The 17,949-nt window shown below is 73.1% G+C and carries 23 protein-coding genes; 15 read left to right on the forward strand and 8 right to left on the reverse strand.

Annotated features, from left to right (window positions below; all coding sequences use genetic code 11):
- Positions 1-375 precede the first annotated feature (375 nt).
- The 4 genes from ACFXHB_RS40875 to ACFXHB_RS40890 all read left to right on the forward strand — a co-directional run bounded on the left by ACFXHB_RS40875 (position 376) and on the right by ACFXHB_RS40890 (position 2,948).
- Positions 376-651 (forward strand): hypothetical protein, encoded by a 276-nt coding sequence (locus tag ACFXHB_RS40875; RefSeq protein WP_380581605.1) that lies wholly within the window; start codon positions 376-378, stop codon positions 649-651.
- Between the two features lie 89 nt (positions 652-740).
- Positions 741-1,067 (forward strand): hypothetical protein, encoded by a 327-nt coding sequence (locus tag ACFXHB_RS40880; RefSeq protein ID WP_380581607.1) that lies wholly within the window; start codon positions 741-743, stop codon positions 1,065-1,067.
- Between the two features lie 1,000 nt (positions 1,068-2,067).
- Complete coding sequence (locus tag ACFXHB_RS40885; RefSeq protein ID WP_380581609.1) at positions 2,068-2,559, forward strand: transcriptional regulator; 492 nt, start codon at positions 2,068-2,070, stop codon at positions 2,557-2,559.
- Positions 2,556-2,948, forward strand: a complete 393-nt coding sequence (locus ACFXHB_RS40890; protein ID WP_380581611.1) for a hypothetical protein — start codon at positions 2,556-2,558, stop codon at positions 2,946-2,948. Before ACFXHB_RS40885 ends, ACFXHB_RS40890 begins: the two co-directional genes overlap by 4 nt.
- Before the next feature lie 176 nt (positions 2,949-3,124).
- Here ACFXHB_RS40890 and ACFXHB_RS40895 read toward each other — a convergent pair whose 3' ends face one another.
- Both ACFXHB_RS40895 and ACFXHB_RS40900 read right to left on the reverse strand, forming a co-directional pair.
- A complete protein-coding gene (locus ACFXHB_RS40895; protein ID WP_380581613.1) occupies positions 3,125-3,712 on the reverse strand; it encodes an RDD family protein in 588 nt (195 codons plus the stop codon).
- Between the two features lie 327 nt (positions 3,713-4,039).
- Entirely contained in the window at positions 4,040-4,420 is a 381-nt protein-coding gene (locus ACFXHB_RS40900) for a hypothetical protein (RefSeq protein WP_380581615.1), read from the reverse strand.
- Positions 4,421-4,775: 355 nt separating this feature from the next.
- Between ACFXHB_RS40900 and ACFXHB_RS40905 the strand changes: the two genes are divergently transcribed.
- Genes ACFXHB_RS40905 through ACFXHB_RS40915 form a run of 3 tightly spaced genes read left to right on the forward strand, consistent with a single transcriptional unit; the run spans position 4,776 to position 5,779 of the window.
- The gene (locus ACFXHB_RS40905; protein ID WP_380581617.1) at positions 4,776-4,979 is read left to right on the forward strand and encodes a hypothetical protein; all 204 of its coding nucleotides are present in this window, start codon (positions 4,776-4,778) and stop codon (positions 4,977-4,979) included.
- A gap of 54 nt (positions 4,980-5,033) precedes the next feature.
- Positions 5,034-5,309, forward strand: coding sequence for a hypothetical protein (locus ACFXHB_RS40910; RefSeq protein ID WP_380581619.1), 276 nt, complete (start codon positions 5,034-5,036; stop codon positions 5,307-5,309).
- Positions 5,306-5,779 (forward strand): type II toxin-antitoxin system VapC family toxin, encoded by a 474-nt coding sequence (locus ACFXHB_RS40915; protein WP_380581621.1) that lies wholly within the window; start codon positions 5,306-5,308, stop codon positions 5,777-5,779. Before ACFXHB_RS40910 ends, ACFXHB_RS40915 begins: the two co-directional genes overlap by 4 nt.
- 177 nt (positions 5,780-5,956) lie before the next feature.
- On the opposite strand, the gene ACFXHB_RS40920 is transcribed toward ACFXHB_RS40915, so the two are convergent.
- A complete protein-coding gene (locus tag ACFXHB_RS40920) occupies positions 5,957-6,643 on the reverse strand; it encodes a hypothetical protein (RefSeq protein WP_380581623.1) in 687 nt (228 codons plus the stop codon).
- A 102-nt stretch (positions 6,644-6,745) separates the two neighbouring features.
- On the opposite strand from ACFXHB_RS40920, the gene ACFXHB_RS40925 reads away from it, so the two are divergent.
- Positions 6,746-6,964, forward strand: a complete 219-nt coding sequence (locus tag ACFXHB_RS40925; protein WP_380581625.1) for a hypothetical protein — start codon at positions 6,746-6,748, stop codon at positions 6,962-6,964.
- Positions 6,965-7,037: 73 nt separating this feature from the next.
- Here ACFXHB_RS40925 and ACFXHB_RS40930 read toward each other — a convergent pair whose 3' ends face one another.
- Positions 7,038-7,316, reverse strand: a complete 279-nt coding sequence (locus tag ACFXHB_RS40930; RefSeq protein WP_380581627.1) for a hypothetical protein — start codon at positions 7,314-7,316, stop codon at positions 7,038-7,040.
- A 140-nt stretch (positions 7,317-7,456) separates the two neighbouring features.
- On the opposite strand from ACFXHB_RS40930, the gene ACFXHB_RS40935 reads away from it, so the two are divergent.
- From ACFXHB_RS40935 to ACFXHB_RS40950, 4 genes are all read left to right on the forward strand, one after another.
- Positions 7,457-8,644, forward strand: coding sequence for a hypothetical protein (locus tag ACFXHB_RS40935; protein WP_380581629.1), 1,188 nt, complete (start codon positions 7,457-7,459; stop codon positions 8,642-8,644).
- Between the two features lie 307 nt (positions 8,645-8,951).
- The gene (locus tag ACFXHB_RS40940; RefSeq protein WP_380581631.1) at positions 8,952-9,338 is read left to right on the forward strand and encodes a hypothetical protein; all 387 of its coding nucleotides are present in this window, start codon (positions 8,952-8,954) and stop codon (positions 9,336-9,338) included.
- The gene (locus ACFXHB_RS40945; RefSeq protein ID WP_380581633.1) at positions 9,329-9,847 is read left to right on the forward strand and encodes a hypothetical protein; all 519 of its coding nucleotides are present in this window, start codon (positions 9,329-9,331) and stop codon (positions 9,845-9,847) included. Before ACFXHB_RS40940 ends, ACFXHB_RS40945 begins: the two co-directional genes overlap by 10 nt.
- 149 nt (positions 9,848-9,996) lie before the next feature.
- A complete protein-coding gene (locus tag ACFXHB_RS40950) occupies positions 9,997-10,230 on the forward strand; it encodes a hypothetical protein (RefSeq protein ID WP_380581635.1) in 234 nt (77 codons plus the stop codon).
- A gap of 59 nt (positions 10,231-10,289) precedes the next feature.
- Here the strand turns inward: ACFXHB_RS40950 and ACFXHB_RS40955 are convergent, their stop codons facing one another.
- Both ACFXHB_RS40955 and ACFXHB_RS40960 read right to left on the reverse strand, forming a co-directional pair.
- A complete protein-coding gene (locus ACFXHB_RS40955; protein WP_380581637.1) occupies positions 10,290-11,126 on the reverse strand; it encodes a hypothetical protein in 837 nt (278 codons plus the stop codon).
- A gap of 46 nt (positions 11,127-11,172) precedes the next feature.
- Entirely contained in the window at positions 11,173-11,412 is a 240-nt protein-coding gene (locus tag ACFXHB_RS40960) for a hypothetical protein (RefSeq protein ID WP_380581639.1), read from the reverse strand.
- 826 nt (positions 11,413-12,238) lie between these two features.
- Here ACFXHB_RS40960 and ACFXHB_RS40965 point away from each other — a divergent pair.
- Positions 12,239-13,303 carry a hypothetical protein gene (locus ACFXHB_RS40965; RefSeq protein WP_380581641.1) on the forward strand — a complete coding sequence of 355 codons (1,065 nt, stop codon included), beginning with the start codon at positions 12,239-12,241 and terminating at the stop codon, positions 13,301-13,303.
- A gap of 7 nt (positions 13,304-13,310) precedes the next feature.
- Here ACFXHB_RS40965 and ACFXHB_RS40970 read toward each other — a convergent pair whose 3' ends face one another.
- Positions 13,311-13,802: a hypothetical protein gene (locus tag ACFXHB_RS40970; protein WP_380581644.1), complete on the reverse strand. Its 492-nt coding sequence runs from the start codon at positions 13,800-13,802 to the stop codon at positions 13,311-13,313.
- Positions 13,803-14,384: 582 nt separating this feature from the next.
- Here ACFXHB_RS40970 and ACFXHB_RS40975 point away from each other — a divergent pair.
- Both ACFXHB_RS40975 and ACFXHB_RS40980 read left to right on the forward strand, forming a co-directional pair.
- Positions 14,385-16,043: a hypothetical protein gene (locus ACFXHB_RS40975; RefSeq protein WP_380581647.1), complete on the forward strand. Its 1,659-nt coding sequence runs from the start codon at positions 14,385-14,387 to the stop codon at positions 16,041-16,043.
- Positions 16,044-16,460: 417 nt separating this feature from the next.
- On the forward strand, positions 16,461-16,841 hold the full coding sequence (locus ACFXHB_RS40980; protein ID WP_380581650.1) for a hypothetical protein: 381 nt from the start codon (positions 16,461-16,463) through the stop codon (positions 16,839-16,841).
- A 19-nt stretch (positions 16,842-16,860) separates the two neighbouring features.
- On the opposite strand, the gene ACFXHB_RS40985 is transcribed toward ACFXHB_RS40980, so the two are convergent.
- Positions 16,861-17,328, reverse strand: a complete 468-nt coding sequence (locus tag ACFXHB_RS40985) for a DEAD/DEAH box helicase family protein (RefSeq protein ID WP_380581652.1) — start codon at positions 17,326-17,328, stop codon at positions 16,861-16,863.
- Between the last annotated feature and the right edge of the window lie 621 nt (positions 17,329-17,949).

Raw genomic sequence — 17,949 nt, forward strand, 5'->3', positions numbered from 1 at the left:
GCGGGCGAAATCACCCAAACCAGGCCCATAGGCCCAACTCTGGCGATACCCTGCCCAGCCAACGCTCAAGCCGCCAAGTGAAGCACTCAGTCACATGTGTTGTGACTGAGTGCTCCGCATGGCCAGTGAGTCGTCGAGGTGGCCAGTTGAGCGTCGACGTTCTTCCTGGTCAGGGGACCACGAGCTCTCAATGGCTGCTCCAGCTCGGAGCAGTTGTGGGCATCACCGCTGGTCAGGGGCTTTGCTCAACTGGCCAAGTCGAGCGCTCAGTCACATGTGTCGCCGAAAACACCGTCCCGGCCGCTCCCAGCGGTCGGGACTTTCCATTTCCATCACCCCGTCCGTGAATTCACCGACGAAATTCGGAGAACCAACATGAGCGACCACCACCCCCACACCGACCCCCACGACCTGCCGTCCCTGCCGATGCCCGTCACCCACGACATCCTCACCGGCGAACTGATGATCCCCGCCACCGCCGTCACCCTCCTGCTGCGCGCCATCGCCGCCGGCTGGAGCGCCTGCCCCTGCGACGAGAGTGACTGCCGCCGCACCGCTGCCCTCTACGCCGCCTCCCTCAACAGCTTCGCCGACCAGCTCGACGTCGGATGCATCGCGGCCGCCGGCCAGAGCGCCGACCCCACCTACTGACCCCACCCGACCCGCCCACCGAGGGCCCGTCTCCCCACACACCCAGGGGAGACGGGCCCTCTTCGCATGCCCGGAGCAAGGAGACCTCGATGCCGACGCTGCACCTGACCGACGCCGCCACCCGCACCCTGCGCCACCTCGAACACGGACGCCGCGCCGACCCGGCCCGGCTGCGCCGGGTGCGCCGCGCGCTGGAGCGGCTCGCCGCGGACCCGCGTCACCCGGGCCTGCGCAGCCACCGCTACCCCGCTCTGCCCGGCCACCCGCGTCAGCGGGCCTGGACGTCCTACGTCGACCAGGGCGCCGGCGCCTGGCGGCTCCACTGGACCTGGGGCCCGGCCGACACCGACCTGGCCGGGCGCGACCACGAGGACGGCCCGGTGCTCACCGTGCTGCTGATCGGCCCGCACCTGTAGAAAGGCCGGCGCGGGAGCGCGGGATCCATCGGTCCGCGTCTTGCCGCGTTCGGGCGGCAACCGAGCCGGCGTTGCGGTCCACCTCGTCGCTGGGGTGGGCCGCGGCGTGCTCCGCCCCCGCACCCGTGGCCAGCGCCCGGATGCGCTGGACCATCCTTCGCTGCCGCCCGCCCTGCGCCGCCGGATCCGCCGTCCGGGCCGTGGCCGGCCCAGCCGTCGGCCCGTCGCCGCACCGGTCACGCCGAGGACGGCGTGACCTGGGCGGTTGCCATGATCGAGGTGGCGGGTGCCGGTTTCGGGCCGGGCACCTGCCGGCCGGCCCGCAGGACGTGTCGGGGCCTGCCACTGATCGTCCGGTGGCCGATGCCACGACCCACCTGGCGATCAACCTGTTCACCGATACCGTCACCGGCGACGACCCACACAGTCACCACCGGCCCCGGCTCCGGTTCGCTCGGCGAAGCACCACCGGGGGCGGTAGGGCAGGGGAGCGGCCGTTCGACTCATAGGCGCGGAAAGGGCCGTCAAGGCCCGGGTCCGGCGGCAGCCGGACTTCCGCGACTGGCGCGGTGAGCTGGCCGGCCCCCTTCGGTAGGCCTGCGTCGGTGCCTGGCCCGGGCGGCGGCAGCGGCACGGGCCAGGCACCTGCCGGAGGCCCTGTAGGGCTGCCACCCGGGTGGCGCGATGGTGATCCGAGGGGCCCGCCATCGGGGTGAAGCCGCGGAGTGACCGCCGACCTCTCCTTGAGTATTTAGAGGCGAATGATGTTTTCCCAGCTCAGGCGGCATGCGGAGTGCATGATCGGCACATTCGAGTGCATGAATCGTGCATTCACATTGCCTATAGGCAACCTCGGCGGGTCGACACGCCCCCGAGTCCACCCAAACCTGCTTGCCTATAGGCAATATGACGGTAGGGTGGTGCCGTTCATGTTGCCTATAGGCAACACGGCGAGGTGAGGAGGGGTATGTCGCCATCCATTCCGGTGCGGGGAGAACTCGTGAACCGGGCGACGGGCGAGGTCATGCAGCTGGACCTCTTCGGTGAGGAGGAGGCGAAGCCGGGACCGGACAAGATCCGCTACGACTGGAACCCCCACCCCGGCCGGCACGTGAACGTCTCCAAGACGCTGATGCGCAAGCTCTGGCGCAAGGACTCGGGCTACGACCAGAACGACCGGGACATCTTCGGCTTCTACCTCGCCCATTCCCCGGACGGCGCGGAACCCCTGCGGATGACCTTCAAGGAGATCTCTGAGACCCTTGGGCCTGCGCAGGGCATCGTCCGAACCTCGGTCGAGAAGCTCCACCTCGGCGGGCTCCTCCTGGAGGCCGAGCGCTTCGGCCGGATGCGGTTCTACCGCGTCAACCCGCGGGCCGGCTACGACGGCCCGGCCAAGAAGCAGGTGGACGCGACGAAGGAGGCCCGCTTCCCGGTGGTGCCCGCCCCCCAGACGCCCGCCAAGCCCACAAGGAAGAGGAAGGCCGCGTGACGACTGCAGCCATGAACCGGGAGCAGCGCGCCGAGTTCACCCAGGCGCTGATGCACGAGCTGTTGGTGCGGACCGCCGGCGCGCCGGGCGCGGACTTTCGTGTGCTCGCGTTCTACGCCACCACCGTCCCGCTCGGCCAGACCGTGCGTACCGTCGGCAAGCTGATCGCCGAGAAGCTGCGGCTCAGCGAGCCGACGGTCTCCAAGAGCATCAAGCGCCTCGCCGCCGACGGCTGGCTGGAGCTGGTCTACCGCCAGGGCCCGATCAACTTCTACCGAGTCGGGCCCCGCGTGATGGAGGCCGCAGACGAGCTGGACGCCGGCGCGGCCGAGGACGACGACCTCGCGACCGTCCACCGCCTGCCCTTCGGTCGACACGACGACGAGTAGAACCCCTCCGGATCGGGCTCCGACCGTCGCGCTGCTACCTCGCCGCCTGGCGGATCTACTGGACCTGGGGCCCGGCCGACGGCGGCGACCAGGCCCACGGCCGCGACAACGGCGCGGTGCTCACCGTGCTGCTGATCGGCCCGCACCTGTAGCACCGGGAGGGCCGCCGCCGGCTGCTACTGCTGGCGGGGCAGGGCGATCCGGTCGATCAGCTCCCGCCGCACCACGACGCTGCGGCTGATGCTGTCGGCCCAGGTCTGGCGCCGTACGTGGGTGACGGGACGGACGAAGCCGGCGAAGGCGGGCAGCGCGTCCAGGAAGTGCAGGACGCCGCGCCAGATGGCCCGGGCCGCGCCGATCGGCGCCCCGGTGTCCTCGTCCACCGTCACGATGCCCACCAGCCGCCCGCCCAGGCCCTGCCCGGTCCGCCCCCGCTCCGCCCACTGGAGCACCAGCCACCCGCCCCCGACCACCCAGTACCCGCCCGCCAGCGACCCCCGGATATCCACGTCCGCGAGCAGCGCCAGCAACTGCAGCGCCGCGAACGCCGGCGCCAGCGCCGACAGGGCGGCCAGGTACGCCGTCATCAGCCCGCCCGCGATCCCCACCTCGATCCCGGCCGCCGTCGCCCGCTGCGCCCAGGAGGCCAGGCCGGGGATGCCGGTCCTCCTGGCGGGCGGGGCCGGGGCCGGGCCGGTCGGCACGCCGGGGTGCCACCAGGGCGCAGCCGGCGGAGAGACGGGGAACGGCGTGTGATCGTTCATGGCCGGTCAACGCGTCCTCGGCGGGTGGGGGCACGCCATGTCGGGGTGCGGACCACGCGGTGCGCCCCGGATGGCAGGCACTTGCATCTGGCATGTGCGCGGCCGAAATAGTGCAGGTCAAAGCCCTGGTCACCGCCGATTGGCGGGTCTAGCATTCCCGGCACGGCCGGCCCACCACAGCATTTCCGGGCCGTCCGGCAGAGCAGTCGCGCCCGGCTTTGGGCGCGGCTGGCCTCCCACCGGCCGGGGCCCCGCGGAACGCCCCCCTCGTCCCCCGGGGCCCCGGCCGCCTGCGCCCCGTCCCTGGCCTGCCAGGCGCTCGGACGGCTACGGAGCCTTGAAGCCGCGGCGGCGGGAGCGGGCGACCCGCTGCATCTCGGCCTCGGCAAGGTGCCGGCGCCCGGCGGCGAGGTCCCGGCGGACCTGTTCCTCAACGGCGGTGAACGCCTCGTAGTAGGTCCGGTCGTACGCCTCGATCAGCTGGTAGGTCCACATCCCCGGGACGACATCCCGGCCGAGGAGCTCACGCTCGACCAGGTCGGCGTGCTCCCCGTGCCCGGCCTCGCGCAGCATCCGTACCGCCTCGGCGAGCATCCGGTCGGCGCCGCCGGTCATCTGATGCACCGCGTACAGGTGGCCGCGGGCCCGCTCGGTGTACTCCAGCGCCTTCGACAGCATCCCCAGCGCCTCGACGGTCGCGTCGTCCACCCCGGGCGGTCGACGGTGCTCCCCGTCGGGTCCGCCGACACCCTGCCGCGCCGACCGCCGCGTCCCGGGCCTGTCCGGTCCGGCGGCGCGCTCCTGGCGCTCGCGCTCGCCCACACTCTGCGCCTTCCCGCTGACGGGCACCGGAATCGACCCCAGGCCGATCTCCTGGCCGCCGGGGCCTGTGCGGGATCAGGCCGCCGGGGCGGGGTCGCCGGGTGCTGCCCTCGGGTTGCGGCCGGCCGGGGTGGGCACGGCGGGCCACTCGCCGACCCGGCATAGCGCGCCGTGCTGGACCCTCGCTCGTTCCCGGTGAATCCGCTCCGCCGCGCGGCTCGGCAGTGGGAGGCTGGGATCCGTGACAGACAAGACAGACGATTCCGATCCCGGCCGGGACGACACCCGCCGCTCGGCCGCCGACCACCTTCGGGACTTCGCCGACTGGGCGGATCGCCACCTCGGCCGCGCCGCCCGCTACCTGGATCTCGCCCGGCTCCTTACCGTCTTCGTTCGGGACCTGGCCAACTGGGCCGCCGGCTCCGGCGGCCCGAGCCCGGCCTAACCGCACAACCCCGCCCCGGCCGCTCCGGGGCGTCGAACAGAGAGAGGAAGCCGGATGGACGGGCAGGCACAACCGCCGGCTACGCCGCAGGAACGGCCGATCACGGCACAGGTGACGGTGTCCGGCCTGGAGGCCGCGGTGCTGCGTGAGCTCGCCGCCGTGCTCGGACGTCCGGCGGAGGCGCTGGCGCTGGAGTACGCGGCCGGCACGTTGAAGCTGCCGACCACCACGATCGGCGAGTCGGAGTTCGCGGACTGGGCACTGTTCGACGGCCCGCCAGACCTCGCGGCCCACACGGACGAGTACCTGGCCGAAGGCTTCGGCCGGTGACCCCCGTCGTCCCGATCCCGGCCGCCCCCGCCCCCGTGCTGGCGGTGGCCGACACCGGAGTGCTGCTCAGCGCCTTCAACGGCCGCGACACGCTACACAAGGCCGGGGTCCAAGCACTGAACGTGCCGAAGATCCTCCTGATCTCCCCACTGGTGCTCGCCGAGCTGGACCACCTGCTCCACACCCGGGCCGGAGAACGAGCGGCCCTCGAAGCGATCACCCGGATCGGCGCCCTCGCCGGACAGGGCCGGGTCCAGATCGCCACCGTCGACCGCCCGCTGCTCCTCGAAGCGGAGGAGCTGATGCGCCGCCACCTCGGCATCCGCCTCGGCCTGACCGACTGCGTCAACGCCGCCCTCGCCTGGCGCCTGAGCAGACCCGCGCTGCTCACCTTCGACAAGCACTACAGCACGGTGCTCGCCCCGCGGCGCCCCGGTGAGAAGCGGCTGGAGGTCCACCCCGGCCCGTGACGGGCGGCGTCGGCGGGCTGGGACAAGCCTGTCCCAGCTCCGTGCCAGCCTGCCCGCTATGCCCGAGTTGCTGGGACGGCCCTTGGACTGTCCCACCCCGTTTCCCTAGGTGGCGACACCTTCGCCGGATCTAGGACAAGGGTGGGACAGCCAGCCGCAACCGGCCGCCGGCCTTCGTCAGGTCTGCCGGAACCGGATCAGCGGCGGGTGCTCCACCGCGTCGGGATCGGCCCTGGGGTCGTAGACGGCCAGGCCGGCCTTCCGTACCTGTTCGGCGATCCGCAGCCACTCCTGGTGGTCGGCCTCGGCGGTGAGCACCGAATGGTCGACGTTCGGGTCCTCCAGCGCCAGACCCCGGACGTGCTGGAGCTGCTCCAGCGCCTTCTGGGCCGCCCGGTCGATCTCGTCCGGTGTCATCTGGTCGGCGTCCCGGCACACCAGCGCCCGGTGGAAGCGGTCCGTGTCCGGGTGGAGCACCAAGCGCTCGCCGGGCGGGCGCAGCCAGCGGGCCGGGATGGTGTGGGTGACCGTGCCGGGGAAGGCGATGGCCTCGCCGTCCGCGTCGGTGACGATGCCGGTGATCTCGTACTCCTGGCCCTTGGCGAGGTCGAGGGCCGCGGCCTGTTCGGCGGTCAGGCGCAGCCGGGCGCGGCCGGCCGGGAGGTCGCGGCTGACCTGCACCGTGCCGGGTTCCTCGCCGAAGCCGGTCACGGTCACCGTGATGCGCCGGCCGCGGACCAGGTGCAGCTGCGTGTTCGCCCGCCACTGCTCGGGTGTGTCTCCCGGGCGGCGCAGTTCCTCCGGGAGGCGCTGGGGGATGCTCGCGATGTAGGTCTCGCCGACCACGACGTCTGCGGTGCGCATCGCTGCTCCCTTGCCGGTTCCTGTCTCTATCGTGCCCGGCTGATGCTTGTGGGGTGGCCTGTTCGGTGTGGCCGGGTGGGGTGGACCTGGAAGACTGTGATCATGAGTTCCTCCGACCGGCGCCCGCTGTGGCAGCCCTTTTCCGAGCCCGCCGTCGACACCCCCGTGCAGTCGTCCGCCGGGGCCCGGCTCCTTGCGGTCGAGCGGGCCCCGTTCCTGGAGCCGGCCCCCGTCGAGGAGTCGGCGGCGGTGCCTGGGGGGCGTCGGCGGCTCGGTCCGGGCGGTCTCGCCGCGGGGCCGGTCCCAGACGGCCGGGGCTGACCACCGCTGTCGGCCCCGGACCGGGACACGTCGCGGTGAGGAGCGGCGCGAGCCCGTGCCGGCGCGGTCGCGGTCAGGCCGTCATCTCGGCGGCCGCGGCGTGTCCGACGCCGGTGGCGGTGTTCAGTGCGTCGGCGAGGATGGGGAGCTCGCGCACCCATGCGGCCGCCGCTTCCCCCGCGTTGACGGCCAGGGCGAGTGCCTCGCGAACGGCGTGCTCGCGTTCCTCACGCGCGGCCGCGGCCCGTGCCGCGGCCTGCTCGGCTCGCTCGTCGTCGGCGGCGAGGCCGTCCGGATCGTCGTCGACCGCTCGGCGGTCGGCCACGGGGAGGAAGGAGAGCGGGTTCGGCATGACCGGTGAACCGGACCCGGCACCGAACCATCACGGTCCCGGCGCGCGCGACCGGGGCCGGCCCTGTCCGGGTGGCCGCCGCCGGACCGCCGATCCCCCCGGGGAGAAACGCCGCGTGCTGCTTGGATAGCCTTCCGACCATGACTTTCTCCCCGGGTGGAAACACCTCGGCCGCGCCGGCCGCGCCGATGTTGTTCGGCGCGCCGGCCTGCGCGATGTGCGCCACGGAGCTGGAATGGGCGGGCAAGGGCCGCCGCCCGAAGTACTGCTCGAAGGCGTGCTCGTCGAAGGCGGACCGCGCCCGGGAGAAGGAGAAGCGGGACAAGGCCCTCGCCGCGGCCGCCGAAACACCCCGGGGTGAAACAGGGCTGCCCGACGGCTTCGCCGACGACCCGATCGCGGCCGAGCTCCTCGACCTCGGCACGTGGCTGCGCCGTCACGACGTCGACTTCCTGACCCGGCTCGACCGGGCGGCCCGCGACGGCGACCCTGCCCAGGCCCGCCAAGCCCTGGACGACGTCCTCCACGCCGCCCGTCTCCTGACCGCGCGCCACCGCGAGCTCGCCGAACAGGTCCTGGCCGACCGTGCCACCCCGGCACCCGCGCCCGCCCCGCCCGTCACGGAAGCCGCTGTTTCGCCCCGGGGTGAAACCGAGGGCCTCTCCGGTGTCGCCGGCGCCGCGGCCGGACCGGCGCCGGCCGTCCCGCCCGTTCCCCGGGTGGCCGAGGCCGGCGTCGAGACGCCCACTCCATCGCCCCGGGGCGAAACGCCGCCGCCGGCAACCGGCCGCCCGGGTGCCGAAGATGCCCTTCCGGCGCCTGTTGCGCCCCGGGGTGAAACGGTGTCCGTCGCCACGGGCCCCGAAGCGGCGTCTGTTGTGCCCCGGGGAGAAACCCCCGGTCCGGCAGACAGGGGAGATCGGCTGCGTGACCTTGTCGGCCGGCGCCTGGCCCAGCAAGAGCCCCGGCCCGCGTCGGCCGCCGCGTCCACGATCCCGAGTCCGCCTCCCGGGACGCTGACGGTGCCGCGTGATCCGACGCTGCGGGGCCTGCCCGATCTGGACGCCCACCTCGCCCTCGACCCCGGCGTGTTCGGTGACCACTGGGCGCTGGCCGGCTGGACGGTGCAGCCCGACGTCCTGCTCGTGTTCGGCGAGGGCCACCAGGTCGGCTGGGTCGAGCGCGGCCTGCCCGGCCTCGGCGACCGGTGGATAGCGGTGGCCGGCGGCTACTTCATCGGCGACCCCGTCACCCACGACGCCCTCCTGCACGACACCCCCGCCCAGGCCGCCCGCACCGTCCAGCTCGCCCACCTCCACAACCTGTGACCGGGCCGGCCGACCGGGTCCGGGGGCGGGCATCGAGGCGGCCCGCGCGCCTTGATGCCCACCCCCCCGGCACCTTGACGGATCGGCCGCGACCACCGCCCGGGCCCCCGAACCGCCCGACCGTCCGACCGTCCGACCGTCGGCCGTCAAGGTGCCCGGTCGGTACCTCGACCCCGGCCGACACGCTCCCTTGACGGGCCATCAAGGAGTCGCGATCCCAGCGGGTCACAGCCGCGCTGTCGCCCGAAGGGCGAGTCAGGGCGGCCGCCGGCCCGCACCGTGACACCGGGCCGCTCGTTGACCCGGCATGGGCGACCTCCACGACCAGCTCGACACGCTGACCGACACCGTGTGCGCGATGACCGATCTGGTGGCGGCCGACGGCTGGTCGCCGACGGCCGCCACCGACACCCTCGGCGCCGTCGACGCGCTGCTCCAGCTCCTGACCCGCCTCGGCCCCGAGGCCGCCACCACGCTCGCTCCGGCCCTGGCCGCGACCGCCCGCACGCGCGCCCTGATCGGCGACGCCACCCTCCCGGCCGCACCGGCCCCCCGACGCCGATGGCAGGACGGACCCAGGCCCGGCGACCGCCCCGAGGACTGGGCCGAGCGCGACCCGCGGACCGCCGAGCGACTCTGGTACGAGGAACGACGAGCCCTCGGCTGGCAGGGACCGGGAGCGGGATGGTCCTGAAGGCCGGCCACCAAGGCAACCCCGCCCCGGCGCCGGCCTGGGGCAGGGCGGGAGTAGGCGCAGACTGGAAGAAGGCGGACCAGGAGGCGGTTTCGGTGCGGACGGCGCGGGTGCGGGTCGGGGAGACGTATCTGGTGCGCGTCCCGGCCCACCTCCGCTACGCCCGGTACGCGCCGGACAGCACGGATCTGGACAGCGTCCTGTTGCACTGGCGGCGCTGGGTGCGCGCCGGCTCCGAGTTCGAGCTGACCGTCACCGATCTCCCGGAGGCGGACGGCGAGCACATGGTCGCCGGCCTCCTGGTCGCCCCGCACTCCAGGGTCCGGGTGAGGCTCACCGACGGCCAGGCCGCAGGGCTCGGCCTGCCGCCCGGCGTCGGCTACACGGTGACCGGCACCCTGACCGACCTGAACGACACCGCGGTCGAGCTCATGACCTCCACCCCGATGACCGTCCCGGCCCGCTGGCTCCACCCGCTGGACCCGAACGGCTCGGCGCGACGGCCGTAGCCGGCGGTCCTACCGCGGCCCCCGCCGATGCCGGCCGCGGAGGCGGCGTCCGTCGTGGTGGCAAGGAGGCCCGGGACGTCATCGAGCACTTCGACGAGTACACCCAGGGAATCGGCCGGCTCCAGCAGCCCGTCCGCCCCCGGCTGCGGGTGCCCGACGAGGAACAGGCCCAGCGCTTCCACATCGACTTCCGCCGGGACGACGACGACAACGGCCAGCAGCGCCCCGCCCTGGTCGTCGGCCCCTACCCGATCGACCTGATCACCGCCGCCGACGCCGCCGAACGCCTCGAATGCGACATCTACGAAGCGCTGCGCATGGACCAGGGCAACCCCGTACCGCGGGGCTGGGCCTACGACGTCCGAACCATCCCGGCACCCTGACCGCCCCCGCACCGCGCCGCCCCCGGTCCCGGCCGCTGCGCCGCACGTCCCCGCGGTGCTCACTGTTCCTCGCCGTGCCGTGCGAGGAGGTCGCGGGCCTGGCGGCCGCGGTAGTCGTCCTCGACGGCTCGCCAGTCGCCGGTGATGAGGTACCGGCGGCAGGCCAGGAACAGCTCCGGGTCCTCCCCGACGAAGTCGGCGTAGACCGCGAGGACGGGCAGGGCGCTGCGGTCGGAGAGGTGCGCGGGCGCGAGGCGCAGGGCGATCTCCCCCAGCGCCCGGTCGTTCTGCTGCTGTTCGGCGACCAGGGGCCGGCCGGCGGTGACGTGGCGCCGCCATGCCTCGGCGTCGTACCCGTCCGGCCCGCCGGCGACGGCGAGCTCGGCGACCGGCACGTCCGGCCGCTCGCGCAGCTCGGCGACGGCCCCGGCGACGACCTCGCCGACCCGGCCGGGCTCCAGCGGCGCGCCGCCAGCCTCGGCCTGGGCGTCGGCCAGGCGCTCGGCGATCAGGTCGGCGAGCTCCGCGATCCGGCCCTTGAGGTCGACGACCGCCCGCACCGGCAGTACCAGGCCGGTGTCCCACGCGTGGGACAGCTCGGGGCCCACCTGGCGGGCGACGACGTCCTCGATCGCCTCGGCCGCGGCCGCCAGGTCGAGCAGCCGGTAGGCGGTCGAGCGGCTCACGCCGAACTCGGCGCCCGCGTACGCGGCCCAGCCGCTGTACCCGAGCGCGGCCCACACCCGGGCCTGGTGTGCGGCGCGCACCCGTGCGGCCAGGACCAGGACGGCGGAGCGGACCTCCTCGATCGCGGCGCGCAGCTCCCTGGTCAGCCGCCGGGCCTCGCCCTGCGGGGCCGGGCCGACGAGCTCGCGGTGCCGGTCGCGCTCGCCCATACCCGACCCCTTCCCCTGGCCGGGTGCCGGAACCCGGCCGCGAGGGTCAGGCCGCGGCCGGGTCCTGCGCTGGGTCCGCCGGCCGGGCGGCCTGCTTCAGCTTCATGAGGGCCTCGTGCCGGTTGCCGGCCTTGGCCCAGTGCTCGTGGGCGTGCAGTTCGGCGCCGACCTCGGTGAGCGCGAAGCGGTTCTCCTCGGTCGGGTCGGCGGCCCAGGCGGCCTCGGCGGCGTACCAGCGGCGCTGGAGGGCGAGCAGATCTTCGGGAAAACCGGAGGAGTCGGACATCCGGCCATCGTAGATCGCAACACCGATCGCACGGCGCGGTCGCAGCGCGGGCAGACGTAGCGGGCGAGGTCGGGCGGGAAACAGCGCTGCCCCGGGGCCGCCAGCCGCCATGGGTCGACGGTCATGCCCGCGGTGTCGAGCCCGCAGGCGGTGACCGCCGCCGGGGCGCCGGGCACGTCCGGGTCGGAGCCGGTCGCGTGCACGACCAGGCGTGCCGGGTCCTCCAGCTGCTCGACCACCGCCACGATGCCCACCACCCCACTCTCCAGCCCGCACCGCCAGCTGCGCACCCGCAGAACGGCCGCCAGGACCACCCGCACCTGCCGGTGAGCTCTCCGCCGCCCGGTGAGTTCCGCCCCGCCGACCTCACCGGCGCAGGTCACAGCGGTGGAGCAGCGCTGCTGCTGCACCGCAGCACGCCAGTGCAGCAGCAGGTGGCTTTGTTCACGACTCGTGAAGTCAGTTGTTCACGGGTTTGGAAGGCGTCTGCAGACCGGACGACTCGATGTTCACAAGAACGGGAGTCACCTGCCGACGCCCGGCAACGGCGCGTCGGTGGCTGCCGCCTGCGCCCGTAGCCAGCGCTTTTGCCCCGTGCCCCGAGCGGGCGGTAGTCGGCGTCCGGCCGGCCACCACCGAGGTGCTGCCCTTTCTCGTGAACATCCGGACTGGGCGCTGCCGCCCGAACTGCTGTCGAAACGCTGCTCTGTGACGTGAACAGAGCCAAGCAGGACAACAAGGTGCCGCCGCCCCGGGTTTCGCCCCGCATCCGGCAGTGAGGCGAAACCCGGTCGGGCCGTCGGGCTCGGCGGTTACGATCCCGGACATGGACAGCGCCCCGCCGACCGCCGCCACCGACCAGCCGGCCGCCACCGGCGAGGAACCGGCCCGGAGCTGCGCCCGGCCGGGCTGTTCGAACCCCGTCCCCGTACCGCGCACTGGGCGGCCGCGGACCTACTGCTCGAGGTCCTGCCGCAGCAAGGTCGACCGCGCCAAGGCCAAGGCCCGCGACGAAGCAGCACAGGCAGCAGCAGGCACCGCTGCACCCCGCCCGGCCGCTGCGCCGCCCGGTGCAGCAGCCGACCCCGCCGCTGCATCACCCGGTGCAGCACCTGCTGCACCGGCGGCGGCCGCCGGGGCCGACGACGTCCTGGCCCGCTGGGGCGAGGACGGCCGACACCTCCTCGGCACCGCCGACGCGCTGCGCCGCCGGCTGACCCGTTTCCTGGAGGAGACCGCCGCCGGCGATCCGGCCGCCGCGTTCGCGGAGCTGGCCAAGGTCCTGCCCGTCTACGGCACCCGCGCCTACATGGCCGCGCAGGACATCCGGGACAAGGCCCGCTGGCCCCACCTGGACGAGCACGAGCGCCTCATGGCCCGCTCGCGGGAGCGGATCGACCGCTGGGACCACGACGAGGACCCGGACGACGCCGCCGTCCCGGACGAGACAAGCTCCCCGCAAGGCGAAACCCCGACCGCCCCCGCCCCCGAGCCGACCGCCGAGCCGGTGCCGGCCCAGCGGTCGGCGGCCGCCACGGCCGAGCAGGCCCGGCGGGAGGCCTGCACCGACCCCGAGCGCCGCTTCGACTTCCCCGACCTCCTCGACGACCTGGAGCTCACCTTCGGCCCCGGCTGGGAACTCGGCTCCTGGCTCGACCCCGACGCGAAGGACGTCCTCCAGCTGCGCCTCGACAGCACGCCGGTCGGATGGACCGCGCCCCTGCCCGACGGGCCGTGGGGACAGGCCGGCTGGATCGCCTGCCTCTACCAACCGGACGGTGCCCGGCTCCTCGTCGACACCCTGTCCCGGCCCAGGACCCTCCCCACCGCGGACCTGGCACTGGACGCCATCCTGCGCGCCCACCAGACCAAGGCGGCCCCCGCCCACTGATCCGGCCTCACCAGGGCGCAGGCCCACCGTGGTGGTGCCGGGCGACAGCCTCCAGCAGGGCCTGCCGCGCGCCCCACAGCCGGCCCCGCTCGGCGGCCAGGGCGTCGGCCGCCCACACCGGCAACGGCCGCCCGAGCGCCGCCTCGTTCAGCGCCTTCGCCAGCGCGGTGTCGGCCTGCTTCCAGTCCTCCAGCTGCCGCACCAGGCTCCGTACGAAGACGTCGACGGCCCCGGCCGGGTCCCGCCCGTCCTGGCGGGCCTCCTGGGCCACCTCGCCGAGGACGTCCTCGTCCAGGTCCTCGAACGCCGTCTCCCACCGCGCGGCCACCAGCCGCTGATGGCCGGCCAGCACGCTCTGCAGCCCGTCGTCGACCGACTCCTGTGACCAGGGAAGCGGGGACCGCGGCGCCCGGCCCACGACGGCGAAGGCCCGGCCGGGGACGCCCGGCCCCAACCCGGTACCGCCGCGCCGTGGGCGGGGAGTGGAAGTGCTGCTCACCCCCACTCCAACGCCGCCGTCCCTGGATCAGTCACCCCGCGCCGCCGACCCGGCGGGGCGAGGCCGGCCGATCCGGCGTGCCGAAGGCCGACCCGGGGTACTGTCCGATCAGAGCCTGAGCCGCCGTCACAGCGCGCGTCCGGGCCTGGCGAGGGCCCGGCGAGGCGAAGGAGCCCGCTGGAGTTCCCCGGGTGTCTCCCCGGGGCTGTCCCCGGGTGATGCCCCGGGGGGAAGCATTCGTCGACCCTACGACATTTCCCCAGCTCAGCCCGAGGATTCGGGCCGCCCAGGGTTGCCGACAACCCTCTCCCTTCCCTTCTTTGAGCTGTTGGTGGTTGGTGGTGCAGTTGGGTAGGTCTGGCTCGGGTTCACCGCCGGGTCCAGTGCTGCCCACCCGCTCCATTGCCGCTGGGGCCCTCCCCCTGTTCCCGGCCGGGCGGCCGGGCGCCTCCCGGTGGTCGGCGCGCGGTGAGCGGCGAGCGGCGGGCGAGCAAGCGCGGGCGGGCGGGGCGGCCCCGGTGTCGGTGGTGTGCGGTACAGCAGAGAAGATCACCACCACGAACGACAGCGCGGGGGCAGGGCATGGACCACGACCAGGACGAGCCAGGCGAGCGGCATGGCGACGAACAGCCAGCCCGGCCCGGCCGGGTGCACTTCCGCCGCTCCGCCCGCAACCCCAACGGCAGCACGGCCCCGCTGCGCGCCGACGTCCTCGCGGCGCTGGGCGTGCTGAAGGTCGCCACCTACAAGCAGCTGCACGCCCTGATCGCCGCCGACGAGTACCGCGACCACCACCGCGTGGAGCACGTGGCCGAAGCGGTCCGGGACCTGACCAAGCACAAGCTGGTCGACGTCCGCGGCACCACCTCGCCGCCGGGCCGCCGACCCGCCCCCAAGACCGCCCCTACCGCCGAGGGGGCGGGCGCCAAGCCGACGCCGGGCGGGCCCGGCGCGGAGAAGATCGTCGGCCTCACCCCGCTCGGCCTGGCCGCCGCCGCCGAAGCCCTCGGCGACGACCGCGACATGGGCGGCCACGCCCGCGGCGCCGGCCTCACCGGCGCACCCCACGCCATGCTCGTCAACGAGCTCATCATCGCCGCCGTCACCGGCACCACCACCCACGACGCCCCGCCCCGCACCGACCAGCGCCAGGCACCCCCGCGCCGCGCCCTGCCCACCGGCCCGCTGCCCGGCGGCATCGAGGCCTGGGCCACCGAGACGCCCCACACCATCACCGGCAAGTTCAACGTCATCCCCGACGCCATCGTCCGCCTGCCCGAGCTCGACATCCCCGTGGCCTTCCTGGAACTCGACCGGGGCACGATGACCGACATCCGCAAGGTCGCCAGCAAGCTCGACAACTACAAGCGGTACTTCGACCGCACCGTCCACGACGGCGGCCAGGAGCGCCTGGAGGTCGAGGTCCGCTACAACGTCCCCGAACCCGCCTACGGCTACCGGCACCGCCGCGCCGTCCGCCCGCCGGTCCTGTTCGTCCTGGACCAGGGCACCAGGGGCAGCCGCCCCCGCTACAGCCCCCAGGCCCTGGAACAGCGCCTCGAAGACCTGCGCGATGCCACCCGGGAGCACTGGCAGGGCCAGGCACACGAGCAAGAGGGCGTCACCTACGCCACCTTCGACGGCAAGATCCCCGTGCTCGGCACCACCGTCGAGCGCCTGCGCGAGCACGGCTGGCAAGGGCCCGTCTGGTGGCGCTTCGGCCGGCCCGGCCGACACTCTCTCACCGACGCCCTCAACGACGAACCCGACTGGGACCTCATCGCCCAGCGCCGCCAGGAACGCGAGGACCAGGAACAGGCCGAGCAGGAGCAGGCCGCCAAGGCCAAGCAGGACGCCCAGGACGCCAAGCAGCGCGCCAGGCTGCTCGCCGCCCGCGCCCACAACGAAGCCCTGCACCCCTGCCACACCTGCCACGGCCCCCTCGGCGGCGCCCACGACGCCGAGCACGAACTCGACGAACCGGCCGAGCCGGACCGCCTGGAATGCCCCTCCTGCGACCGCCAGCGCCGCACCGACAAGCGCCGGCCCCTCATCCTGGACCTGCCCACCGCCCGCGCCCTGCGCCGAGCCGAGAAGCACGGCCCCCCGGACGACGACCCCTGGTGGAACGTTCGCCTCCTCCACGCAAAGCGCTGGTCGAAGTACGACCGAAGCAACGGAGAAACCCCCTACAGCATGACCCAGATTCCCCACGGCCGCTCAACGCCAGAACGGTACTGAAAACACCGCTACAACATGCTGCGCATTCCATAAACGCAAAGAGCACCAATACGCCGAACCGAGCGGATTTCCACAAGCCATCAAGCACACACCAAATACACAGCACGCAACCCCGGAGCCTGCCGCCTCACCAACAAAGCACAACCCAAGGCCACATCCACGCCCTACTGGAACACCACACCGACCAACCCCTCGACCTCCGCCGCCGGGCACCCCAGCGACCCACTCACCACACCATCCGCACCCTCGCCCAGTCTCACAGGACACTGATCCTCCCTCTATGCCTCACACGGCTCATTAGGCACTTAGCTCCCCCTGCTCCCCTATCTCTGTAAAACCTCTTCCAATACCGCATGCGACGGTTAGTCTGCATTCGAAATGCCTTCCCTAAGGCCTTGCGAGACCTGAAGGAAGTTCATGCCGAAACGTCTGGAAGAGGGAACCATGAAGAAGCGTCTCCTCGCCGTGCCGCTCGCTGTGGCAGCCACTTTGGCTCTCTACGCTGCGCCCGCAGCGTCCGCCTCCACCGCGTCGGCCAGCCGCGTCGCTGGCTGCACTCCCCCGCTCACCGCCTACATACCTGAGGGCCACGGAGAGATCCAGTGGTGTGGCCGCCATGTATGGGGTTGGCTCAAGGACGACAGGGCCGACGGTCGCTGCCCGTTCTTCCGGCTGATTACGGTTAGCGGCCACGTTGAGGACACGCTTCGCGTCGGTCCGGCGGGTGCGACAAAGTCCTTTGATTTCCTCGCGGCCGACGACGTTGACGACTACAACTTGAGGTGGGCCAGCTGCTGATAGGTTCAGCCTGAGAACGCTAGTTCGATCTTGCGTAACGGCCCGTCAGCCCTGCTGGCGGGCCGTTGCTGCTCGCTCGGTCGAAGATGGTGGTCGGCCGGCGGTGCTTCGCGGCGTTCGCCAGCCACATGCCGATCATCAGCGGGCTGGTGCTCGCCATCACCCCGAAGGGCAGCTCCGAGTCGACCAGCGAACAGATGGCGTGCATGTCCCCGGAGCGCCCGGCCGCCCGCCAGGCGCCGACCATCTGCACCAGCAGGTCCAGCGTGGGCACGACCACCAGCACCGTCCCGCGCGGGACGAGCTTCTGGCCGGCCGCAGCACCGACGTAGCTCTTGCCGGAGCCGGTGGCCATCTGCACCGTCACCCGCAGCCCGTTCGGAGCCGAGTGCCCCGGACGGGGCGTCAGGCCCCGCACGATGGCCTCCAGGGCCTCCTCCTGGTGCCCGCGCAGCGAGATGCCGGCGGCCGCCTGAGCGGCCTTCAAGCCAGGCTTTACGACGTTCACGAAGACGTGTCTCCCCTCACCCATTCCCGGACCCACACCAGGGACCACGCGGGAAATGCTGACAGTGCCCTACTGATACATTCGACGGACGGCCCGAGAATTGAGGCGACCGAATATAGCGCGCGACAGAAGCGACTATTCGGCAGAATATCAGTCCCTGGCCGCGAATTCCGGCGAACGCCCGAAAGCACGGGTCCGGACCCCACTTTCGGCGGGATCGCCTGACGGTCAAAGACTGATACAGCGGAGACTGACGCGCACCCTCCGAGGGTACGCACTCCGATCCGCCGTGAGGCCGAAACAGTGGCCTAGGCAGTGGACTGGACCAATATCGGGGGGAGTGAAGCCGACCCGCACACACCCCCCCCAAGCCCACCCCTCCCTCCTAGTCAGCCTGTAGTGAGATCAGCCAAAAACCCAGCTCATCTATGTGAACGAGCATCAGTCCACCGGCACCGTGGAGCGAAGCGGAGCGGTGCCAGGCCCGAGCGGAGCCGGGCCGGCCTGACCGAAGGGAAGGCCACGGACACGCGGAGCGGGTCCGCCCATCGCCCGAAGGGCGATGGCGAAACGGAGGGCCGAAGGCCTGGAGGGACCCGC

Source organism: Kitasatospora sp. NPDC059327 (assembly GCF_042752535.1).
GTDB lineage: Bacteria > Actinomycetota > Actinomycetes > Streptomycetales > Streptomycetaceae > Kitasatospora.

Coding starts and splice junctions, on each gene's coding strand:
- ACFXHB_RS40875 (WP_380581605.1), top strand. CDS start 376: ATGAGCGACCACCACCCCCACACCGACCCCCACGACCTGCCGTCCCTG.
- ACFXHB_RS40880 (WP_380581607.1), top strand. CDS start 741: ATGCCGACGCTGCACCTGACCGACGCCGCCACCCGCACCCTGCGCCAC.
- ACFXHB_RS40895 (WP_380581613.1), bottom strand. CDS start 3,712: ATGAACGATCACACGCCGTTCCCCGTCTCTCCGCCGGCTGCGCCCTGG.
- ACFXHB_RS40910 (WP_380581619.1), top strand. CDS start 5,034: ATGGACGGGCAGGCACAACCGCCGGCTACGCCGCAGGAACGGCCGATC.
- ACFXHB_RS40920 (WP_380581623.1), bottom strand. CDS start 6,643: ATGCGCACCGCAGACGTCGTGGTCGGCGAGACCTACATCGCGAGCATC.
- ACFXHB_RS40925 (WP_380581625.1), top strand. CDS start 6,746: ATGAGTTCCTCCGACCGGCGCCCGCTGTGGCAGCCCTTTTCCGAGCCC.
- ACFXHB_RS40930 (WP_380581627.1), bottom strand. CDS start 7,316: ATGCCGAACCCGCTCTCCTTCCTCCCCGTGGCCGACCGCCGAGCGGTC.
- ACFXHB_RS40935 (WP_380581629.1), top strand. CDS start 7,457: ATGACTTTCTCCCCGGGTGGAAACACCTCGGCCGCGCCGGCCGCGCCG.
- ACFXHB_RS40940 (WP_380581631.1), top strand. CDS start 8,952: ATGGGCGACCTCCACGACCAGCTCGACACGCTGACCGACACCGTGTGC.
- ACFXHB_RS40945 (WP_380581633.1), top strand. CDS start 9,329: ATGGTCCTGAAGGCCGGCCACCAAGGCAACCCCGCCCCGGCGCCGGCC.
- ACFXHB_RS40955 (WP_380581637.1), bottom strand. CDS start 11,126: ATGGGCGAGCGCGACCGGCACCGCGAGCTCGTCGGCCCGGCCCCGCAG.
- ACFXHB_RS40960 (WP_380581639.1), bottom strand. CDS start 11,412: ATGTCCGACTCCTCCGGTTTTCCCGAAGATCTGCTCGCCCTCCAGCGC.
- ACFXHB_RS40965 (WP_380581641.1), top strand. CDS start 12,239: ATGGACAGCGCCCCGCCGACCGCCGCCACCGACCAGCCGGCCGCCACC.
- ACFXHB_RS40975 (WP_380581647.1), top strand. CDS start 14,385: ATGGACCACGACCAGGACGAGCCAGGCGAGCGGCATGGCGACGAACAG.
- ACFXHB_RS40980 (WP_380581650.1), top strand. CDS start 16,461: ATGCCGAAACGTCTGGAAGAGGGAACCATGAAGAAGCGTCTCCTCGCC.